This is a genomic window from Paraburkholderia xenovorans, assembly GCF_046030735.1.
In the GTDB taxonomy this organism is placed as follows: domain Bacteria; phylum Pseudomonadota; class Gammaproteobacteria; order Burkholderiales; family Burkholderiaceae; genus Paraburkholderia; species Paraburkholderia xenovorans_A.
Map to the genome: position 1 here is coordinate 1 of NZ_JAQQBV010000019.1, position 18,412 is coordinate 18,412.

Consider the following 18,412-nt stretch of genomic DNA (forward strand, 5'->3'; position numbering starts at 1 on the left):
GTGACGAGGAACTCGTCTCGATGCCTTTTCATTTGGGTGGCTATCTCCCGGTCGCTAAAGAGGTTTGTTGTCAGCGAACTGGCGCTCCCAGCGCGGAAGCCTAGGTATTGTCCTATGTGGACTAGTAATATGTCTCGCTCCGCTACAAGCGGTGACTGCGAATGCTCATCGAAGTAGGCTGCGAGGTCACGCATTTCATCCTGGGTCGACCAATGCTGGCCGTACGCGGTTCCGTTGGCGGTCGTTGCGAAGCAGAGCGGATATCTATCCTCAAAAGTGGGCTGCGTCTGGACGTTGGAAGCGGAACTGAGGCAGCTACGTATTTGGTAAAACATCGTCCAACCCACTAGGTTGTCGGCGTAGCACACGGTATCTTGTGCCCAGACGTAGAGGCCGTAAATGCAAATCAATTTTTTATTGACAGTTTTTTGATTGGCGTCTTCGTCGTCCTTTGAGGCCGGATTTGCCTTCACTCGAGCAAGTTCCCAATCGCGGTATTGTTCGAGGAACGCGCCATCAATGTCCAGCCAATGCCTGATATGAGATGGCAGTGGCTCTGCGATTTCTTCCGTCTTCTCAACCTCCCCTAGCGGTGTCTGTTCGTTTTGCCAGTCTACGCCTCGCGAAGCGAGATACTCGGCAAAATGCGTCAGCGCGTTGACCAACGGGTCCATGACCGACCGGTATGCGGTTTCGCTCTTTCTCTGGTCGTAGAGCGCTTTCGCAATTGCTTGCACGTGGTCAGTCAAAGGCTCGATTAGCGCTCCGTTTTTTGCCCTGAACGTGGGCCCATGTGCGCCCTTGCGCCCAGGAGGCCAGATTACCGTCACTTCATACATGGCAACCTCAGAGTATAGGAGAGGGTCGACCTCGAACAGGATGGTTTGGCGGGTCATCGAGAGTCGATAGCGAACCCGGATGTCTTTTTTTTGCGCTGACTAAAAGGATTGAGCGAGTGGCGGACGCGATTGCCTTCGACATCCATAGACGGTCGATAGGCCGGGGACTCTCAAGAGGAACAATGATGTGGTCCCATTCGGAAAACTGCGCTCTTTGCAACGTCAACGCATAGCCGAGTGAGAGGGTCTTCAACTCTTCGGCTGTCAGGAATGCTTCTCCGATGCTTTCGAAGTGAACTCGAACGCACTGCCGCACGGGACCAGAATCAGCAATGGTAAGCCGGGGTTTAACAAGAATCTCGACAATCCGTCCCAGTGTCCCTTTGGTAACCGACAGCCGATGCAGATGTGAGTTACAAACGAAAGGCTCTTCCTCTGTAGCAGGCTCGCGATAGCGGAGGTACACGAAATGATGGTCGCGTTTTGAGGCGGCAAGAAATGCGATTTGCTCATTGTGGAATTCAATGTTGTATCTTCGACATGCTGCAAATGTACGAACTAGCACCACTGCTGTTCCTGTCGAACGCCCTGCGTAAAACGCAGCTTTAACTTCAGCAAACATTTCATGGACGCCGGCGCATTCCACAATCGCAGCTCCATCGGTGACTGTCGTTCCAGCTTGAATTTTTTCGAACGACGGCATTTCGTCACGAATCAGCGCTTCGGACACGTTCGCCATAGAGTTGGCCCCCCTCGCTTGGGTAGCGGTCGGAATGACGTGGGGGTCGGGCAGTTGCAGTTTGCTGTTGATTTCGCCTGCAATAACCGCTGGCAGCGAAGAGGGCTGGACGGGCCATTTAAAGCATAAGTGTAGAAGGCCGCCCAGCGGTAGACGCTGAACGAGTTTTGCAAGCGTCAATATATCGAGCCCGGCACAGTTATGTATGAACATCGAACGATGGGACTTGCGCGGGGGATTCGGTAAGCGTCCGAGTACCTCGGCGATTGTCACCGCCGACCGGGGCCAATGGGCATTGATTGCATTGCGTTGTGAGAGTGTGGCAACTATATGTAGAGGTCGTTCGGTCGCGTCCCTGGCTGCAGCGAATCGTGCTGCTGGCATGCAAGGTAACGCCAGTAAGACGACCGACGTGGTAGGAGTGCGCTCTGGCGAGGTCAGCGTGCGGGACGAGTTAGGAAGCCGCGCCTGCAGTGCGAAATCGCGGAGCCTCTCCCCAAACCGTCGCAGAACAATGCTCATCCCGGCGCCTTGAATCATCTCGACGCCTCCGGAACTTAGTGGAACAAGCCGGCCCGCCTTGACAGCGGCAGTCCGCGCACTTTCTGCAAGCTGAGGGCCGACGTTTTTTGCCAGTAGTTCTTGGAAGGTCTTTTGAGTCATTGCAACTCGGCCGGCCTTCTCACCTAGTAGAACCACAGACTCGGCTGCCGCAATCAATCGCTGTTCCGATTTCTCGGGAATTCTATAAATTTTTCTCGATAACGTGTCAACCTCGCGCCATTTGCAGAAAGGAACAAGCAAATATGGGTTCTTGCAAATACGCTCTGCTGCGTTCTCGCCGAGAAGCGTCACCAGTTCGATTGCGAGCGACGGACGTATGCCACCGGTACTTAGAAGTTCAGCAATCCGCTTTGTCGAGAAATACAGTTTCCATTGTTGGACGAGAGCAACCGCAATACGAAGCTCCAGATGTGCTTCGACCAACGTGGCTATATCACCTTTATCGAGGGCTTCGATGAAACTCTGACCTAGCTTGCCTACAAAGTGACGGGCTCGTTTGGTTGACATTTCGGCGAAACGAGGATGGTGGCCGATGAAGCGAGCCAGTTCGTGAATGTTCGGCCGCTCTGCCCGCACGTCGTGGGCATGAAACTGCTCGTTGTAGACTGGATGAACGTCGTAACGCCCCCAAACAGTTAGGACCTCACCAACGTACGGTTGCTCGACTATCTTGTCAAAGGGAATCACGACGCGGGTGTACTTCTGTGGAGCAGTGCCTAGCGCGACGATTGCGCCTCCACCCGCTCCTACTGAAAGCACTTTTTTTACGACACCCCGCATTTTGGGCATGGACCGCGACATAATTAATCCTGCAGAAGGTGGCCTGTGTCTTCGAGATAACGCAGGCGAGCACACCTCAGCTCGGAATCCTGGAGCCTTTCCTCCAGGGCTCGCACGAACTTCGCATCATCGGCTCGTCGGCTCAATTTCGCCTCACTTCCCGACCGGGATGCAATCAATTTCTTTAGGGCCGTGTCGAGCTCCGTAAACAGCTCGCCGATGCGTGAGTTGCTATGAACCGTAGAGCGGGAGATTTTTAACCCTGCGCATATCTGAGTTCGCGAGCACTCGCCAAACTGATTCCGAGGTACGTCTTCGATGGGGGTTGTTGCTATCCACTTTTGCAAACGGTCGACGTTTTCGACAGCCCGTTTTTTCCGGTCATGTTGAGTATGCGTGCTCATTTCAGTTTGCCCGTCGAACGAAAACTCGTTACCTTCTTTAGTGTAGCTGTTAGCGCGGAGACCTCTGCGGAGAGTGATTGAATTTGTTCGTTCAGCGCCGCGTCGTTTTGCATTCGAGCTCGCCGCTCAGCTCGGTACTTCGCTTCGGCCTCAGCTGCCTTCGCTCGCTGGTCGCGAACGTCCGTCTCCTGTTTCTCCGCTATTGCTTTCCATCGGTCACGGTCCGCGATTACATCAGCAAGCTTTGTAGCCGGTTCCGATATCGTTAGCTGTGCTTTGGCCTTTTCTGTCAGTGCGTCAAGTACGTCAGAGACTCTATCCCGAAGGAGCACGTGAGCTGGTTGAACAATCGTTGAGCGGCTCAACGATTTAATTTCAAGCAACTCCGGAAAGCGTTCGACGGTCCGAGTGCAGTTTTGCTGAGCGGTCCATGCGCAAAAGGCTTTCTCGTCATCGGGAAAGTAGTCAAGCTGCATCACCTTCGATTGCGTCGTCTTGGGGCCCGGCCGCCGTGGAATGACAGGGATACCTCCACATACCCACTTGGTCAGGATAGCGAGCTTGGCGTTGATTTTGTCAGCGGCCTCTTGCTTGAGGCGGCGCGATACATGGTTTTCACTCATTTCGCTTCTCCTGAGCCACGTTGATAGGTTAGACCTGAAGGGCATCGCGGTCGTCAGGCCGCTGCCTGTGTCAGCGGCCATGTAGCTTCAACGGCCTGGTATTGATTAGCAGTCTCTTCGGAAAACTGCTTTTCGAGTGCAATGATGGCGTCCATCTGGTCAGCTTGCCGTTGGTATCCGATGCGGATGCTCGGCGCCAGACGCAAATTGTCGGCGCACGCGCGGGCCTCGTCACGGTCTTTCTCGAACCATAGAATGGTAGTGCTGGTGGTCAGCGAGAAGGTGCATTTTTGGCATCGCTTGGGTGAAGCTGTTTCTGGATGAATGTCGCCGTCTCTGGCGCAGTTTGCATTTTGTCTTCCCCGCCGCGCATCACCAGCCATGCACGCGCCGTTTTCCTTTTCACTGACTTTGTACCCGATGTGCTCCAGCCGCTCGGTGATTAGGCGAGCTTTCTCCTCGTTCGTAAGTTCGAGGAAGTCGCTGAATTTTGACAGTTGTTTCACGAATCTCAGAACTACTCTAGGGAAGGCGCCACCCAAGAGCTTACCGTTGAGCAGGTCCTCGATTTTTTCTGCGAGGAAGCGCGTACGAGTCTCCGATAGCAATTCCTGAAGGTTTTTTTGGTCTTCCCGGCCTTTCGCGAAGAGCTCCGCGATTCGGTTCTTTTGCACGCGCGACTTTGAATCAGTCACGTAGATTCTGGTCTGGTCGACAGTAAGATGAAAGAAGTGCTGGCTCAGTGCAAGAAGTTCCGGACAATCGTAGCGGTATACAAAGAGCACCGCGAACAGTCGACGGAATGGGTGTGTCCGAGCGGCGAAGTCACGGACGTCAACCCCGGCCATGGTGAAGAATTCGGGCGCGTAGTTGTCCCAGTTATATTCGGTGTTCCCTCCGGTAAGTCCGCGCTTCGAAAAGTTTACGAGGGTGAAGAGCTTCTGTGCCCGTTTGATTTTAAGCCGTTCCTCGCGCGAGAGTTTAGCGTTGCCTCCTGCCGATGAACTTGGACGCCTATTGGTTGCCCGGCTTGATGGTTTAAACCGGTTAAATAGAGTGTGCAAAGTTTCAAGCTTCTCGACACAGCGTTGGACTAGGATATTGCACCAAAGCGTTGCGTAGTTCCTGAGAGACTTCTCGATGTATATGTCGATTTTCTTGTTATCTGACTCTGGCGCAACCTCTTGGACGCATCCGACATACAGGCCGTAAATCTTCTCATGTCCTAAGATTTCATTTCTGCGACGCCCGTGGTTGAGTGCAATAAGGCAGGTTATGGCGGTCATCACATAGCCTACCATCGCATGGAGCGACTGATTCCCATGATTCATGTCTATTTCGGGAAACGGCAGTTGGTACTTCTCGCGTATGGCGGGGTAAGCGTTTCGTAGTGCCGTGCGCATAGCCGCATCGCATTCGTCGGCGTTCTTGTTCCTGTTTTTTTTAAACGCATTGAGCACTATCTGCACCAACTCTGTGACACCAGGGAAATAGTCAAAAGCCCATTTCAAAGATGTTTCGAGCAACGATATGGCTTGTGGCAATGGGAGGTTCAGTGTGCGGCCATCGTAATTCGCGCGAAGCGAATGGACCTTCTGATACCTTCTCTTCGCCGCTTCAGCATTCTGAAACGGGAAAAATGGGATGCTGTCCGCGTACGGGGGAAATAAGGCAAGAAGATTTAGCGTACGAATAAGCGAACCGGTGTCGACGAGGCGCTGACTGAGGCGTGCGGGCTGCTTGCGCTTGTCGTCGTATATTTTGCACATGGCGCGTGAGAACCAGTCCGGCAGAGCGCTTCGAGGGAGCGGAAGTCCAATTTGAGCCGAAATCCTAGTATGATTGAACGTCGTATACGGCACGTGGTCACTGGTGCCTTTCAATGAAATCGCAAATGCGTGGTCTGCTTTGGCGCGTTTCAATAGTGCACGCAAAGCTGAGTCATAGCCGAGCACGCCCCACCAACCCTTTTTGCCGACTGATGCGACGCAACTCGTCACATCTTCCGGCGTCAGGTCGGACAGTTTGTGGATTCCCTTCCGAATACACCAGACAAAGAATCTTATGCAATTCCACAGGAACATACCGACCTGCTGCCAAGCGTCCCCGTCATCATTTCTTGCTAGGACTGTGTTAATACCGATTTTGACGGCTTTGAGTAACCTGGGGAAATCCCGCAGACGCTTCATTTTGCGATAGGGACTTCGTCCACCACGGACGTCCATTACGATTTCGCCAAGATTAATCTGTCGAGTCTCACTCGAACGAAAGGTCGTGTGCGAGATGTTCACCGTAATTATGTTGTCTTCCCACGCGGTTTCGTATCGCCAGAATCTTTCCGGCCATTGCGCGGATGAATGCTCGACTCCGAACGGGGAGGTGACGTTGCGCGTATTATGCTGGCGCGGTCGCAGATAGTTACGCGGCATTTAACACCTCCTCACATTGCTCGAGAATGAAGCCATAGCGACTGCTCTTGATGAACTGGTACAGCGCGACACAGAACACGAGGCGGGGCAAGTGAAACGTCTTAAAACGAAGTTCGTTGTCGTTGATGAGTCTTCTTAGATTGGTCTTATAGAACAGCATCTGAAGCGCGCAATGTTGAATTTCATTCGCACCCAGTTTGAGTTGCAAATTTCCGTTACTGGAAATCCATTGGTCCGCAAGAGAGTTGTCCTCCTCTGCTGTCATGCTGCTTACTGGGAACAGCAAGCGGTCGTCGATTCGATTTGTGTCCATTTTTAGAGCTTCTACGGCCGAGCGACCTCGACACGCAAATACAATTGTCGGTCCCAGAATGTCCATATAACGCTTCAAATTCGCCTCGCCCAGCAATCGAATTATTGTGGTGTTGAGGTAGTCTTCGGTTGCGGAAAGGCTGGCGTGGCCCATCACGATTGATACACCCTGAATATTCCGCCCGGTTTGGAGGTAGTAAATATTTGCGGCATGGTCGCGCAAATCATCGAGGGTGAATGAGGGTAGTTCATTCTTCTCTATGAAAGCGTGGAGGTCACGCGGATAATCGGGGATTTGAAATCGTAGCGGATAGGTCGATTTGAGATTCAGGGCGCAAAAGACAGACTCGCTGTCCCGAGTGGCGTATTTGCTGATGGCTCGGCTGTGGTCCAGAAGCAACCGGATGATTTTACAAGTGCGTTGGTCGGTAATTTCGTTCCAGCCAATTTCCGTAGGGTGCGGCGTTATCTCGTTGTCGGAAACTGAAACTGCGCCGTCCTGCTTGCTTCTAACTTTGCTTTTTATACCGAAGACTTCGACGCGATTGCGATGTAGTTTGATTCGCTTTGGCGTTAGCGACAACGCCGTATCCATGTTCCAAATCATCGCCGCTTGGACGATGATGAGACAAGCGATAAGAACATAGCGAGGGATGTACGTGGCGCTTAGCAAAACCTCGAATTTTGCTTGATTGGCAGTGCTGCAGACAAGGTTTTCTAACTCGCTGATGCCTTGGAAGGTGATATAGCGAGTCGGGTAGGACCGCGCAAAATTGTCCCGAATAGAGATATGTACCGCGACCCAGAATTGTGTCTCTTCGCTCAGACTCTTCCACACATCCTGGTTGAAATAGCCGCCGCGAGCTAGCACTATCTTCATTTTTCGTGTCAGTTCTTCTGGCACTGGCGCCGCTTGTAAAGCGTAGAGTCGCTCTCTAAGCGCAAGATATTGGTCGACAACTAATTCGCACTTTGCAAGCACTCTGTCGAGCCGGACTCGAAGGTGTGTCAACGCACTTTCGTCTCGGTCAGTTAGAGTCTTGAAGTCGACAGTCGAGAGTGGTTCGGCGAACGCCTTGACGTCGAAAGCATCGTCGAAATCTTCAGCTAACGGGAGGGTTCGTTTTCTTGGGAGCGACGGAAAGCGGGAATTAAATCCGCATTCAGATATGCTTCGGCCATCAGCGAGCGAGCGCCGGCAATATTGAAAAATGTGCCGCGCTTGTGCGGATAGTGACAAGTTTGCGTTGACGTTCCATCCAGCGATTTCATCTTCAAATCCGGCCAGTAGCGTGTCAATCTGCCACGTATAGAGGTCTCCCGGCGGGGTGCTGAGTATTTCCCTCAAAGTTTTTATCGCGCAAACCCCCTTGAGGACGCGTTTGAGTTTGCCGCCAGCGTTCACGTCAAGCGGGGTTGGCGAGTCTTGTATGCAAACGTCCAAAAGACCGCCTCGTGCAATTCCCAATTCGTCGAAGTCGAGGATGACCTCGCGACGTGATTCTCTCTTACGATGTTTGAGCCGGCATTCCAATGTGACGGTGTTTCCTGCCCAGACGTGGTGAGGTCGATAGTTCATACACTTTCCCTACCGAACGGGTATAGGAGCATTCGTCCCGAGCGGGACTCACCGTGCAAGTAGGGCCAATGCCGTTTTATGACGACTAGAAGGGTGACCGTACGTCGTCCACTGCGGCTGAGCGGTCGCGCGAAGCTTGGGCTAACGCGGCCGGAGAGGCCGATGCGGGCCTCGGGCAAGCCGTTTGGAAACCTTTGAATTGGTGTCCAAGTAGTAACAATGAATGCGACCATGACAGTTCCACCCCCACAAAGGAGAACAGCGTCTATCAGTCAGTCAGTCACCTTCACTATAGTACATAAGGCATTATACTCGCCGTACGAGTGCCCCTTCAGATACACGGGCGCGGCGGCCGCGAGTTTGCCGGTGCGCGGATCGGTGAGCGTGACGAATTGCGGCGCCCAACCGGTATCGGCGACCGCGCAACGAGTCGCGTGCAACGCGCTCAAGAACTCGTGCCGCAGAAACGGCGTGGGCTGCGTCTGCTGCGCGAGCAGGGCGTTCCATTCGGCAGCGTCTACCTCGGAGGGCGACGCCAGAATGCCCGTGCGATAATCAAAGCGTTCCTGGTTCAATCTGTGACTTGTTTCCGATGAGCGACGTAGCGCGCTGAGCGATGCGTCGTTCGTTTATCCGATTTGTCCGTTCCGTCGAGCTATCCAGCCGCGGTACTCGCAAGCTGTCCGGCTTGCCTGTCGATCCTGCCATGAAGACCCGAATCGCTCTTGCTCAAATCAATGTCACCGTCGGCGACTTCGCCGGCAATGTCGCGAAGATCGTCGCTGCCGCGCAAGCCGCGCACAGCGAGGGTGCGAAGCTGCTGATCGCGCCTGAACTCGCGCTGTCCGGCTACCCGCCCGAAGATCTGCTGCTGCGCCCCGCGTTCTATACCGCGAGCGCGGCGGCGTTGGCCGATCTCGCCGCGCAACTGAAGCCGTTCGCGGGCTTGCATGTGATCGTCGGCCATCCGCTGCGTGATGCGCCAAATGCCGTGGCACACACCGCGGCGCACGGCCATGTTAATGCAAACGCGCCGATCGAGCGCGGCGTGCCGCCGGTCGATACGTTCAACGCGGCGTCGCTGATCGTCGGCGGGGAAGTGGTCGGTACGTATCTGAAGCAGGATCTGCCCAACACCGAGGTGTTCGACGAGAAGCGCTACTTCGCGTCCGATCCGAAGCCGTTCGTGTTCGACCTCGACGGCGTGAAGTACGGCGTGGTGATCTGCGAGGACGCGTGGCACGCGTCGGCTGCGCAAATGGCGAAGGCCGCGGGCGCGCAGGTGCTGCTGATTCCGAACGGCTCGCCGTACCACCTGAACAAGGAAGCCGTGCGTTTCGACATCCTCCGCGCGCGGATTCGCGAAACCGGTTTGCCGATGGTCTACGCGAACATGGTCGGCGCGCAGGACGAACTGGTGTTCGACGGCGGCTCGTTCGTACTCGACGAACTCGGCGAGCTCGTCGCGAAGATGGCGCAGTTCGAAGAAGGCAATGCGATCGTCGAGTTCGAGAACGGCAAGCCGCTGCGCGGCGCGATTGCGCCGGAACTGTCGCTCGAAGCGCAGGTGTACGCCGCGCTCGTGATGGGCGTGCGCGACTACATCAACAAGAACGGTTTCCCCGGCGCGCTGATCGGTTTGTCCGGCGGCGTGGATTCGGCACTGGTGCTGGCGGTCGCGGTCGATGCGCTCGGCGCCGATCGCGTGCGCGCGGTGATGATGCCGTCGCGCTACACGGCCGACATCTCGACCACCGACGCCGCCGAGATGGCACGCCGCGTCGGCGTGCGCTACGACGAAATCGCGATCGCGCCGATGTTCGACGCGTTCCGCGGCGCGCTCGCCGACGAATTCGCCGGCCGCCCCGAAGACGCCACCGAAGAAAACATCCAGGCCCGCATTCGCGGCACGTTGCTGATGGCGCTGTCGAACAAGTTCGGCTCGATCGTGCTGACCACTGGCAACAAGAGCGAGATGGCAGTGGGCTACTGCACGCTGTATGGCGACATGGCCGGCGGCTTCGCGGTGATCAAGGACATCGCCAAGACGCTGGTGTACAAGCTGTGCCACTACCGCAACCAGGCCACCACGTTCGGCAAGACGGACGTGATTCCCGAGCGCATTCTGACGCGCGCGCCGTCGGCCGAATTGCGCGAGAACCAGACCGACCAGGACAGCCTGCCGCCGTACGAAGTACTCGACGCGATCATGCGCATGTACATGGAAGAGGACCGCTCGCTCGCGGAAATCATCGCAGCGGGCTACGCGGTGGACGACGTGAAGCGCGTCACTCGCCTCATCAAGATCAACGAGTACAAGCGCCGTCAGGCGCCGATCGGCATTCGCGTCACGCATCGTGCGTTCGGTCGCGACTGGCGTTATCCGATTACGTCGCGCTACACCGAACCGGTGGAATAACACTTGAAGCGGACGGGCGCGCACGTGCCCGACGCAAGCCCGCGCCGGAATGCCGCAACGCATCCGGCGCGGCGTAGAATCAAATCATCCATTTTCCTTTCACTCTTCCAATCACGAGACGAGGTTCGCCATGAAGCGCATTACCGCAGTCATCAAACCGTTCAAACTCGACGAAGTGCGCGAGGCGCTCGCAGAAGTCGGCCTCACGGGCCTCACCGTTACCGAAGTCAAAGGCTTCGGCCGGCAGAAAGGTCATACCGAGCTCTATCGTGGTGCAGAGTACGTGGTCGACTTCCTGCCGAAGGTCAAGATCGAAGTGGTCGTCGCCGACAGTCAGACCGATCAGGTGATCGACGCGATCATCGGCGCGGCGCGTACCGGCAAGATCGGCGACGGCAAGATCTTCGTCACGGATGTGGAGCGTGTGATCCGGATTCGCACTGGGGAAGAAGACGAAGCAGCGGTCTGAGCTTCACCGCCGCTCTTCACGCCGCACGCACCTGCGCGGTGCGTCGCAACCCGCGGCACAATCACGAGCAGAAATAAAAAACGGTGCGATACCCTTGCGGACATCGCACCGATACGCGCCTCTCGCAGCAGCGTGAAAAAGATTCTCTCGAAGACTGGTGACTTCGCTCCCAAAAGAAGACCTTTGGGAGCCCCGAAGGATATTCCTCCGGGGATTCCGTTCGCTTAGAACGAGTGTTGAATACCTGCGTACACGCCCGATTGCTGGTGACCCGGCAGCGGGTTGTCCGTCGCGACCGACGTACCTGCGTTGTTCGCGTTCAGGCCGTAGTTGGCCGTCTTGCTGTTACGCACCGTAGCGATCTGCAGGTCCAGCAGCGTGCGCTTGGACAGGTTGTACGAACCGCCGATCGTGTAGATCGTCGCATTGCCCGCGCCGTTGTTGCCGTTGACGTGGTACACCGCCGCGATCAGTGCCGCAGCCGGCGTTGCTTGCCACGTCACGCCGCCCCATTCGTGATCGAGGGTGGTCGGCTGGCCCGGCAGAACGCCCGTCGCACCTGCCGAACGGACAGCCTGGTAGGCGGCTTGAACCTTGAACTGGCCGAGGAACACGTTCACGAGAGCCGAGTATTCGCGCGATGCCGCGAACACGCCGGTGCCGATGTTAGCCGCGTTGGCGCCGACAGCAGCCGGACCGTACAGAATACCGTTGCCCGGGTTGCGGATTTCGTCGTACAGGCCGCGAACCTGGAACAGCGAGTTCGTGTAGGTGATCTGTGCGCCGGCTTCACGGCCTTGCGGGGTCGTGCCGTTACCGTTCCAGTTCGTCGCGTTCGACAGCGCGTATTGACCGTAGAAGTCAAAGCCTGCGATCTTCGGCGACTGGTACGCGAAGTTGTTGCTCGATTGCGGCCAGTTGCGGCCACGCACCAGCGATGCCGACGACCAGTTCGATTGACCGAACGGGTCGAAGTCCCACACGCCGTTCGAGATGTAGAGCATGCGGCCCAACGTGAACGTACCGTACTGGTCGTTCGACAGGCCTACCGTTGCCCAACGATTGAAGAGACCGCCGCCGCCAGGGCCTGCGCCCGTCATCGTGTTGAAGGAGCCTTCCAACTGGAACAGCACCTTGTTGCCGCCACCGATGTCTTCAACACCCTTCAAGCCCCACAGGCTGGTACCCCAGTCGCCGCTTTCCGCGCGGAAACGGTTCGTGCTGCCCGTTGCCTGGCCGTTTGCACCGACGCCTTGCGGAACGCCCGACATGTATTCCAGGCCGGCATCGAGGCGGCCGTACAGCGTCACGCTGCTTTGGGCGTGCGCAACTACACCGGCTGTCATCAGCGCAGCGGCGAGCAAAGCTTTCTTCATCTTCTCCTCCATACCCTGTCAAAAAGTGAAACCCAGTACTGCGAATGGTGTCCGGACGCCAGCAGCGCCGAACAGAAATCGTTGGTACCAGGGAGATTAGCGGGTGGATTGGGTCTCCTGCCGTGACGTGTAGCCTTGGGGCTATCTGGTCGTCATGCCGATCCCTCGCCGACCGGTTCTCCTCTGTGCTTTGAAGTGAAACTACTTTTAATCAACTTTGTTTTGCTACTTTGGTTACTAATTTATCAAAAATACCCCTACGTGGGAGAAGAAATTAGTACCGGCCTCCATGGATGTCTCAAAATTGCAATAACAATGTGCACAAAGACCCATTCCGGTCTCAGGGAAATGAGCTGGGAGCCTTATGTAGTAAGGGAATCACGGTTCACGGCCGACAACGTCAAGGATTGCCACTATTGACGCGTCCAAAGTGGCAGAGTAAGGCGAAAAGACGGGCTGCAGGCGGGGAGGAGGCGGGATTTCGCGGCCGGAATGACCGGAATGCACAGGTGAGCGAAACAAAAAAGGCGCTCGTAAGCGCCTTGTAATGCTACTTCGACTACAGCCCAAATACCGGGCTGTACGACAGTCTTATTTGAGGCTGCCGGAGAGGAACTGCTTGAGCCGTTCGCTCTTCGTATTCTTGAATACCTCGTCGGGATGGCCTTCTTCTTCGACGCGGCCCTGGTGCAGGAACATCACGTGATTCGACACGTTGCGCGCGAACGCCATCTCGTGCGTGACGACGATCATCGTGCGGCCTTCTTCGGCGAGCGTCTGCATGACCTTCAGCACTTCGCCGACCAGTTCGGGGTCGAGCGCCGACGTGGGTTCGTCGAACAGCATCACGTCCGGATGCATGGCCAGCGCGCGGGCGATCGCCACGCGCTGCTGCTGGCCGCCGGACAGATGCGACGGATACTGCTTCTCCAGACGCGGCGCGAGGCCCACTTTCTCCAGATACTCGCGGGCGCGCTCTTCGGCTTCCTTGCGCTTCAGACCCAGTACGTTGATCGGCGCCTCGACGATGTTCTCGAGCACGTTCATGTGCGCCCACAGGTTGAAGTGCTGGAACACCATCGAGAGTTTGGTGCGCACGCGCTGCAGTTGTTTCGGATCGGACACGCGCAGCGCGCCGTTCTTCGCGAGTTGCGTACGCACCTCTTCGCCGTCGACGAAAATGCGCCCCGAGTTCGGCTGTTCGAGGAAGTTGATGCAGCGGAGCATCGTGCTCTTGCCCGAGCCGGACGAGCCGATCACGCTGATCACGTCGCCGGCATTGGCTTTGAGCGACACGCCTTTGAGGACTTCGTTGTCGCCGTACTGTTTGTGAAGCTCGTCGACGAAGAGCTTTTGCTTCTTGGTGTTCATCGGGATCCTTGGCGGGCTGGGCTGCCTGGTGTTATTTGCCTTGCGGCCGCAGGTAAGCGAGCCAGCGGCGCTCGGCGCGGCGGAACAGCCACACGAGCGCGAAAGAAATGCACAGATAGAGCAGGGCGGCGAGGCCGAACGCGTTGAACGACTGATACGTGGCGGAGTTCACGTCGCGCGCGATCTTGAGAATGTCCGGCACGGTCGCGGTGAACGCGACGGTGGTGGCGTGCAACATCAGGATCACTTCGTTGCTGTAGTACGGCAGCGCGCGGCGCAGCGCCGACGGCAGAATCACCCGGCGGTACAGCGTAAACGACGACATCCCGTACGCGCGCGCCGCTTCGATCTCGCCATACGGCGTCGCCTTGATCGCGCCGGCGAAAATCTCGGTGGTGTACGCGCAGGTGTTCAGCGTGAACGCGAGCAGCGTGCAATGCATGCCGTCGCGGAAGAACGCGTTGGTCAGTTCGTGATTGCGGATGATCTCGAGGCTGTACAAGCCGGTGTAGCAGAGCAGCAGCTGCACGTAGAGCGGCGTGCCGCGGAATACGTACGTATACAGCCACACCAGCCCGGCGAGCCACTTCTTCTTCGACACGCGCGCAACCGCGAGCGGAATCGACAGGCAGAAGCCCAGACCGATCGACACCACCAGCAGCCACAGCGTGATCACGACGCCGGTGAGGCGGTAGCCGTCGCTATATAGATAGTTGCGCCAGTATTCCTGAATGATCTCGATCATAGATCCGCCTTTCGTACGCCGGTCGAGTAACGCTTTTCGAGGTACATCAGCACGAAGTTGGAGATTGTGGTGATGACGAGATAGATCGCCCCTGCAAACAGGGTGAAGAAGAAGAAGCGCAGCGTGCCCTTGCCGGCGTCCTGCGAGGCCTTGACCACGTCGGCGAGACCGATGATCGACACCAGCGCGGTGGCTTTCACCATCACCTGCCAGTTATTGCCGATGCCGGGCAGCGCGAAACGCATCATCTGCGGGAACATGATCCGCGTGAATACCTGCCAGCCGGTCATCCCATAGGCCGCGCCCGCTTCGAGCTGACCGCGCGGCACCGCCAGAAACGCGCCGCGGAAAGTCTCGGTGAAATAGGCGCCGTAGATGAAACCGAGCACCGCGACGCCGGCCACGAATGGGTCGATGTCGATCTGGTCCCAGCCGAGCAGGTCGGTCAGGTTGTTCAGCCAGATCTGGATGCTGTAGAACAGCAGCAGCATCAGCACGAGGTCGGGCACGCCGCGCACGAGCGTCGTGTAGACGGTGCCGACGCCGTACGACAGGCGGTTCTTGGACAGTTTCGCCGCCGCGCCGAGCAAGCCCAGCACGAAAGCGAACGCCAGCGACAACACCGCCAGTTTGACGGTTTGCCAGGTGCCGTTGAGAAGCAGCGGGCCGTAGCCTTGAAGGAACATAGGGGGTCCTTGACGATACGTGCGTGACGCACCGCGAAAGACGCGGCCAACCGGGCGCCGCGTGTGCCGTGAGCCTGGGGCTCGCCGATACTTGCGACGCACAGCGCACCGCTGTGCAAATCATGACTGCATGACCGTTGCCGGTCTCGCAGCGCGCGTTTCGAGTCTTGTTTGAAGCTGGGTGATGCTGCTTTGAATCTACTGCCGACTGTATTACCAAGCTTGGGGAAAGCCCATGCGGGTGAGCCCCGGGTCTTGCTGGTGCTGCGTGATGCCTGTGTGGTGCCTGTGTGGTGCCTGAGCGGTGCCGGCTAGTGCCGTGGTCCCGCTCAACGCCCCGGATAGATGTCGAAGTCGAAGTACTGCTTTTCGAGCTTGCGGAACGTTCCGTCCTGGTGAATTTCGGCGAGCGCCTGGTTGAACATCGCTTTCAGCTCGGGGTCGCTCTTGCGTAGGCCGATCGCCGTGCCGTCGCCGATCGTCTTCAGATCCTTCACTTCCGGACCGGCCCAGCCGAAGCCTTTGCCGCGCGGCGTTTTCAGGAAGCCGGCGTCGGCTTGCACTTCGTCCTGCAGCGCGGCGTCGAGGCGGCCCGACGCGATGTCGGCATACACCTGATCCTGGTTCTGGTAGGACACCACGGTCACGCCTTTCGGCTCCCAGTAAGCCTTGGCGTAGGCTTCCTGGGTCGAGCCCTGCTCGACGCCGACGTGCTTGCCCTTCAGCGATTCAGCGGTGGGCAACAGCGGCGAGCCGGCCTTGGCGATCATTCGGGCGGGGGCGTCGAACAGCTTGGCAGAGAAGTCGATCTGCTCGCGGCGCTTGTCGGTGATGGTCAGCGATGACACGATCGCGTCGAACTTCTTGCCCTTCAGGGCCGGGATGATCCCGTCCAGGTCCTGTTCGACCCACACGCATTTGACGTTCATTCTGGCGCACAGGGCGCGGGTCAGATCGACGTCGAAACCGACGATCTGGCCGCTCGCCGCCTTCGATTCGAACGGCGGGTAGCTCGCGTCCACCCCGATACGCACGGTTTTCCATTCTTTGGCCATGGCGGCGGTGGCCATGACGGCAAGCGCTACGCACAGTGCGAGCTTCTTCATGTTTCTCCAGGATCAAACTGATCGTCGGTGTAGGCCGATCTCGACGACCGCCGGCTTATGGCCGGCCGTCGCTATTCTAGGCGGTCAAAATTGTTGCGCCGCGTGGCGGAAGCCGCTCGGGTTCCGTCGGCGTCGGTTGATGCATGGCGGGCGATCGGCGCGGCCTTTCAGCGCTGTCGCCGTGCCGCAGGGCCACGTTGCCGGGCCGGCCGGCGCGCGTCTTGCGCCCATGCGTGCCGAAAAGCGCGGTATTTTACCCGAACAGGGACGACGCGCCAGTGCGGGATAACCGTAGCGGCGACCGTCGGCGTTTGCGCGGCCGCGTGCGTGGCGCATGCGCGACGGTTCCCGTGGGTCTGGCTGAATCCCGCCTACCCGCTGCCGATTACGCGGATTGGTGGAACGATCCGGTGCGGCGGTGCCGGTTGTTTAGCCTGTCGGGCGCCCATACATTCTGGGCATCGCTAATTATTCACTGGAGTACCCCATGATCGAGATTCGCCGTTCCGAAGAACGCGGCCACGCCAACCATGGCTGGCTCGACTCGTATCACAGCTTCTCGTTTGCCGACTACCGCGATGCGCAGCACGTGCATTTCGGTCCTTTGCGGGTGATCAACGAAGACCGGATCGCCGGCGGCCAGGGCTTCGGCACGCACGGCCATCGCGACATGGAAATCGTCACCTATCTGCTCGAAGGCGCGCTGGCGCACCGCGACAGCATGGGCAACGGGTCGACGATTCGTCCCGGCGACGTGCAGCGGATGAGCGCCGGCACCGGCGTGATGCACAGCGAGTTCAATGCGTCGGAAACCGACGAGGCGCATCTGCTGCAGATCTGGGTGATTCCGCGGCGTGCGGGCGATCAACCCGGCTACGAAGAAAAGCATTTCTACGCCGCCGACAAGCGCGGTCGTCTGCGGGTGGTCGCGTCGCCGGACGGGCGCGACGGTTCGGTGACGATACACGCGGACGCGTCGATCTACGCGGGTCTGATCGACGGTGCCGAACAGGTCACGTTCGCATTGCCGGAAGGACGCCAGGCTTATGTGCATGTCGCGCGCGGCGCGCTCACGGTGAATGGCGTGGCGCTGCGTGCAGGCGACGCGGCGAAGCTGAGCGGTACCGACACCGTGACGCTCGAAAAGGGCGATAACGCCGAGGTGCTGCTGTTCGATCTCGGCCAACTCAACGGCTGAGCGCTCGGCAACGAGCCTATGCCGCGTGTTGTTCGATGGTTGAAGTCGCAACGAATCGCGCAGCCATAAAAAACGCCACGGAAGACCTCCGTGGCGTTTCTACGTTCAGACGACGGCCGGCATCGGCCGCTATCGTCGCTTACTGAGTTGCCGCAGGCGCCGACGCCGCGCCTTGATGATGCTGCCAGCGCTCTTGCATCTTGTCGTGACGCGCTTCCATCTTCGCGAAGCGCTGCTTCAGCGCCGTGCTCACGACGGTTTTCTGCTGGTCGTTCAGGCCGTTATAAAAGCTGAGCCATGCATCCGACGTCTGCTTGCGCAACTGCGCGTCTTTCTGCTCGACCTGGTCGTGGGCGGCGGCCATCGCGTTCAGGTCGAGGATCGGCTGTTGCTGCGCCGCCTTGAACTGATTCTTGATCTGCTCGTGATTGGCGCGCATGGCCTCGTGATTCTGCTTCATCGTGTCGAGCGCGGCTTGCCACTGCTTTTCCTGGTCCGCATTCAGCTTCAACTGGTCATGCAGCTGGGTCAGTTGTTTCATGAACTGGCCGTGCCAGCCGCCGGGGCCGCCATGCGTGGCGGGTTGTGCCGCGTAGGCGGCGCCGGCGCCGATAGCGAGGGCAGTGGCTGCAACGGCGAGAGCGCGCGACATCTTTTTGGTGGACATATAAGGCTCCTTGTAATGGAATAGCCGACGATGCGGCCGGTTCGGTACGGCGGCCTGCATTCGGTAAGACACAGCGTAGAGAACTGCGTCCCGCACTGTGTTACGG

At 57.8% G+C, this 18,412-nt stretch carries 13 protein-coding genes and 2 pseudogenes; 3 read left to right on the forward strand and 12 right to left on the reverse strand.

Features of this window, described 5'->3' with window-relative positions; translation table 11 throughout:
• The 6 genes and pseudogenes from PQQ51_RS19520 to PQQ51_RS19545 all read right to left on the reverse strand — a co-directional run.
• Window positions 1–896, reverse strand: a pseudogene (locus PQQ51_RS19520) (hypothetical protein); the annotation flags it as partial.
• Complete coding sequence (locus PQQ51_RS19525; protein ID WP_408498453.1) at window positions 847–2,943, reverse strand: helix-hairpin-helix domain-containing protein; 2,097 nt, start codon at window positions 2,941–2,943, stop codon at window positions 847–849. The pseudogene PQQ51_RS19520 and the gene PQQ51_RS19525, both read right to left, overlap by 50 nt.
• 379 nt (window positions 2,944–3,322) lie before the next feature.
• A complete protein-coding gene (locus PQQ51_RS19530) occupies window positions 3,323–3,949 on the reverse strand; it encodes a hypothetical protein (RefSeq protein WP_408498454.1) in 627 nt (208 codons plus the stop codon).
• A gap of 53 nt (window positions 3,950–4,002) precedes the next feature.
• Window positions 4,003–6,378 (reverse strand): hypothetical protein, encoded by a 2,376-nt coding sequence (locus tag PQQ51_RS19535; RefSeq protein WP_408498455.1) that lies wholly within the window; start codon window positions 6,376–6,378, stop codon window positions 4,003–4,005.
• On the reverse strand, window positions 6,368–8,269 hold the full coding sequence (locus PQQ51_RS19540) for a hypothetical protein (protein ID WP_408498456.1): 1,902 nt from the start codon (window positions 8,267–8,269) through the stop codon (window positions 6,368–6,370). The genes PQQ51_RS19535 and PQQ51_RS19540 overlap by 11 nt, the downstream gene beginning before the upstream one ends.
• Before the next feature lie 308 nt (window positions 8,270–8,577).
• Window positions 8,578–8,844, reverse strand: a pseudogene (locus PQQ51_RS19545) (peptidogalycan biosysnthesis protein); the annotation flags it as partial.
• Between the two features lie 131 nt (window positions 8,845–8,975).
• Between PQQ51_RS19545 and PQQ51_RS19550 the strand changes: the two are divergent.
• Both PQQ51_RS19550 and glnK read left to right on the forward strand, forming a co-directional pair.
• A complete protein-coding gene (locus tag PQQ51_RS19550; RefSeq protein WP_408498457.1) occupies window positions 8,976–10,688 on the forward strand; it encodes an NAD+ synthase in 1,713 nt (570 codons plus the stop codon).
• 130 nt (window positions 10,689–10,818) lie between these two features.
• Entirely contained in the window at window positions 10,819–11,157 is a 339-nt protein-coding gene (glnK, locus tag PQQ51_RS19555) for a P-II family nitrogen regulator (RefSeq protein WP_408498458.1), read from the forward strand.
• A 224-nt stretch (window positions 11,158–11,381) separates the two neighbouring features.
• On the opposite strand, the gene PQQ51_RS19560 is transcribed toward glnK, so the two are convergent.
• From PQQ51_RS19560 to PQQ51_RS19580, 5 genes are all read right to left on the reverse strand, one after another.
• Window positions 11,382–12,533: a porin gene (locus PQQ51_RS19560; protein ID WP_408498459.1), complete on the reverse strand. Its 1,152-nt coding sequence runs from the start codon at window positions 12,531–12,533 to the stop codon at window positions 11,382–11,384.
• Window positions 12,534–13,124: 591 nt separating this feature from the next.
• Window positions 13,125–13,904, reverse strand: coding sequence for an ABC transporter ATP-binding protein (locus PQQ51_RS19565; RefSeq protein WP_408498460.1), 780 nt, complete (start codon window positions 13,902–13,904; stop codon window positions 13,125–13,127).
• 31 nt (window positions 13,905–13,935) lie between these two features.
• Window positions 13,936–14,649, reverse strand: coding sequence for an ABC transporter permease (locus PQQ51_RS19570; RefSeq protein WP_074285052.1), 714 nt, complete (start codon window positions 14,647–14,649; stop codon window positions 13,936–13,938).
• On the reverse strand, window positions 14,646–15,335 hold the full coding sequence (locus PQQ51_RS19575) for an ABC transporter permease (protein WP_408498461.1): 690 nt from the start codon (window positions 15,333–15,335) through the stop codon (window positions 14,646–14,648). Before PQQ51_RS19575 ends, PQQ51_RS19570 begins: the two co-directional genes overlap by 4 nt.
• Window positions 15,336–15,664: 329 nt before the next feature.
• Window positions 15,665–16,441: an ABC transporter substrate-binding protein gene (locus tag PQQ51_RS19580; RefSeq protein ID WP_408498462.1), complete on the reverse strand. Its 777-nt coding sequence runs from the start codon at window positions 16,439–16,441 to the stop codon at window positions 15,665–15,667.
• A 487-nt stretch (window positions 16,442–16,928) separates the two neighbouring features.
• On the opposite strand from PQQ51_RS19580, the gene PQQ51_RS19585 reads away from it, so the two are divergent.
• The gene (locus PQQ51_RS19585; protein WP_408498463.1) at window positions 16,929–17,639 is read left to right on the forward strand and encodes a pirin family protein; all 711 of its coding nucleotides are present in this window, start codon (window positions 16,929–16,931) and stop codon (window positions 17,637–17,639) included.
• 139 nt (window positions 17,640–17,778) lie between these two features.
• On the opposite strand, the gene PQQ51_RS19590 is transcribed toward PQQ51_RS19585, so the two are convergent.
• Entirely contained in the window at window positions 17,779–18,306 is a 528-nt protein-coding gene (locus PQQ51_RS19590; RefSeq protein WP_408498464.1) for a Spy/CpxP family protein refolding chaperone, read from the reverse strand.
• Window positions 18,307–18,412 lie beyond the last annotated feature (106 nt).

Excerpts from the sequence above, each read along its gene's own strand:
- PQQ51_RS19530 (WP_408498454.1), bottom strand. The coding sequence starts at position 3,949 with ATGAGTGAAAACCATGTATCGCGCCGCCTCAAGCAAGAGGCCGCTGAC.
- PQQ51_RS19535 (WP_408498455.1), bottom strand. The coding sequence starts at position 6,378 with ATGCCGCGTAACTATCTGCGACCGCGCCAGCATAATACGCGCAACGTC.
- PQQ51_RS19570 (WP_074285052.1), bottom strand. The coding sequence starts at position 14,649 with ATGATCGAGATCATTCAGGAATACTGGCGCAACTATCTATATAGCGAC.
- PQQ51_RS19575 (WP_408498461.1), bottom strand. The coding sequence starts at position 15,335 with ATGTTCCTTCAAGGCTACGGCCCGCTGCTTCTCAACGGCACCTGGCAA.
- PQQ51_RS19550 (WP_408498457.1), top strand. The coding sequence starts at position 8,976 with ATGAAGACCCGAATCGCTCTTGCTCAAATCAATGTCACCGTCGGCGAC.
- PQQ51_RS19565 (WP_408498460.1), bottom strand. The coding sequence starts at position 13,904 with ATGAACACCAAGAAGCAAAAGCTCTTCGTCGACGAGCTTCACAAACAG.
- PQQ51_RS19540 (WP_408498456.1), bottom strand. The coding sequence starts at position 8,269 with ATGAACTATCGACCTCACCACGTCTGGGCAGGAAACACCGTCACATTG.
- PQQ51_RS19525 (WP_408498453.1), bottom strand. The coding sequence starts at position 2,943 with ATGTCGCGGTCCATGCCCAAAATGCGGGGTGTCGTAAAAAAAGTGCTT.
- PQQ51_RS19585 (WP_408498463.1), top strand. The coding sequence starts at position 16,929 with ATGATCGAGATTCGCCGTTCCGAAGAACGCGGCCACGCCAACCATGGC.
- glnK (WP_408498458.1), top strand. The coding sequence starts at position 10,819 with ATGAAGCGCATTACCGCAGTCATCAAACCGTTCAAACTCGACGAAGTG.
- PQQ51_RS19590 (WP_408498464.1), bottom strand. The coding sequence starts at position 18,306 with ATGTCCACCAAAAAGATGTCGCGCGCTCTCGCCGTTGCAGCCACTGCC.
- PQQ51_RS19560 (WP_408498459.1), bottom strand. The coding sequence starts at position 12,533 with ATGAAGAAAGCTTTGCTCGCCGCTGCGCTGATGACAGCCGGTGTAGTT.
- PQQ51_RS19580 (WP_408498462.1), bottom strand. The coding sequence starts at position 16,441 with ATGAAGAAGCTCGCACTGTGCGTAGCGCTTGCCGTCATGGCCACCGCC.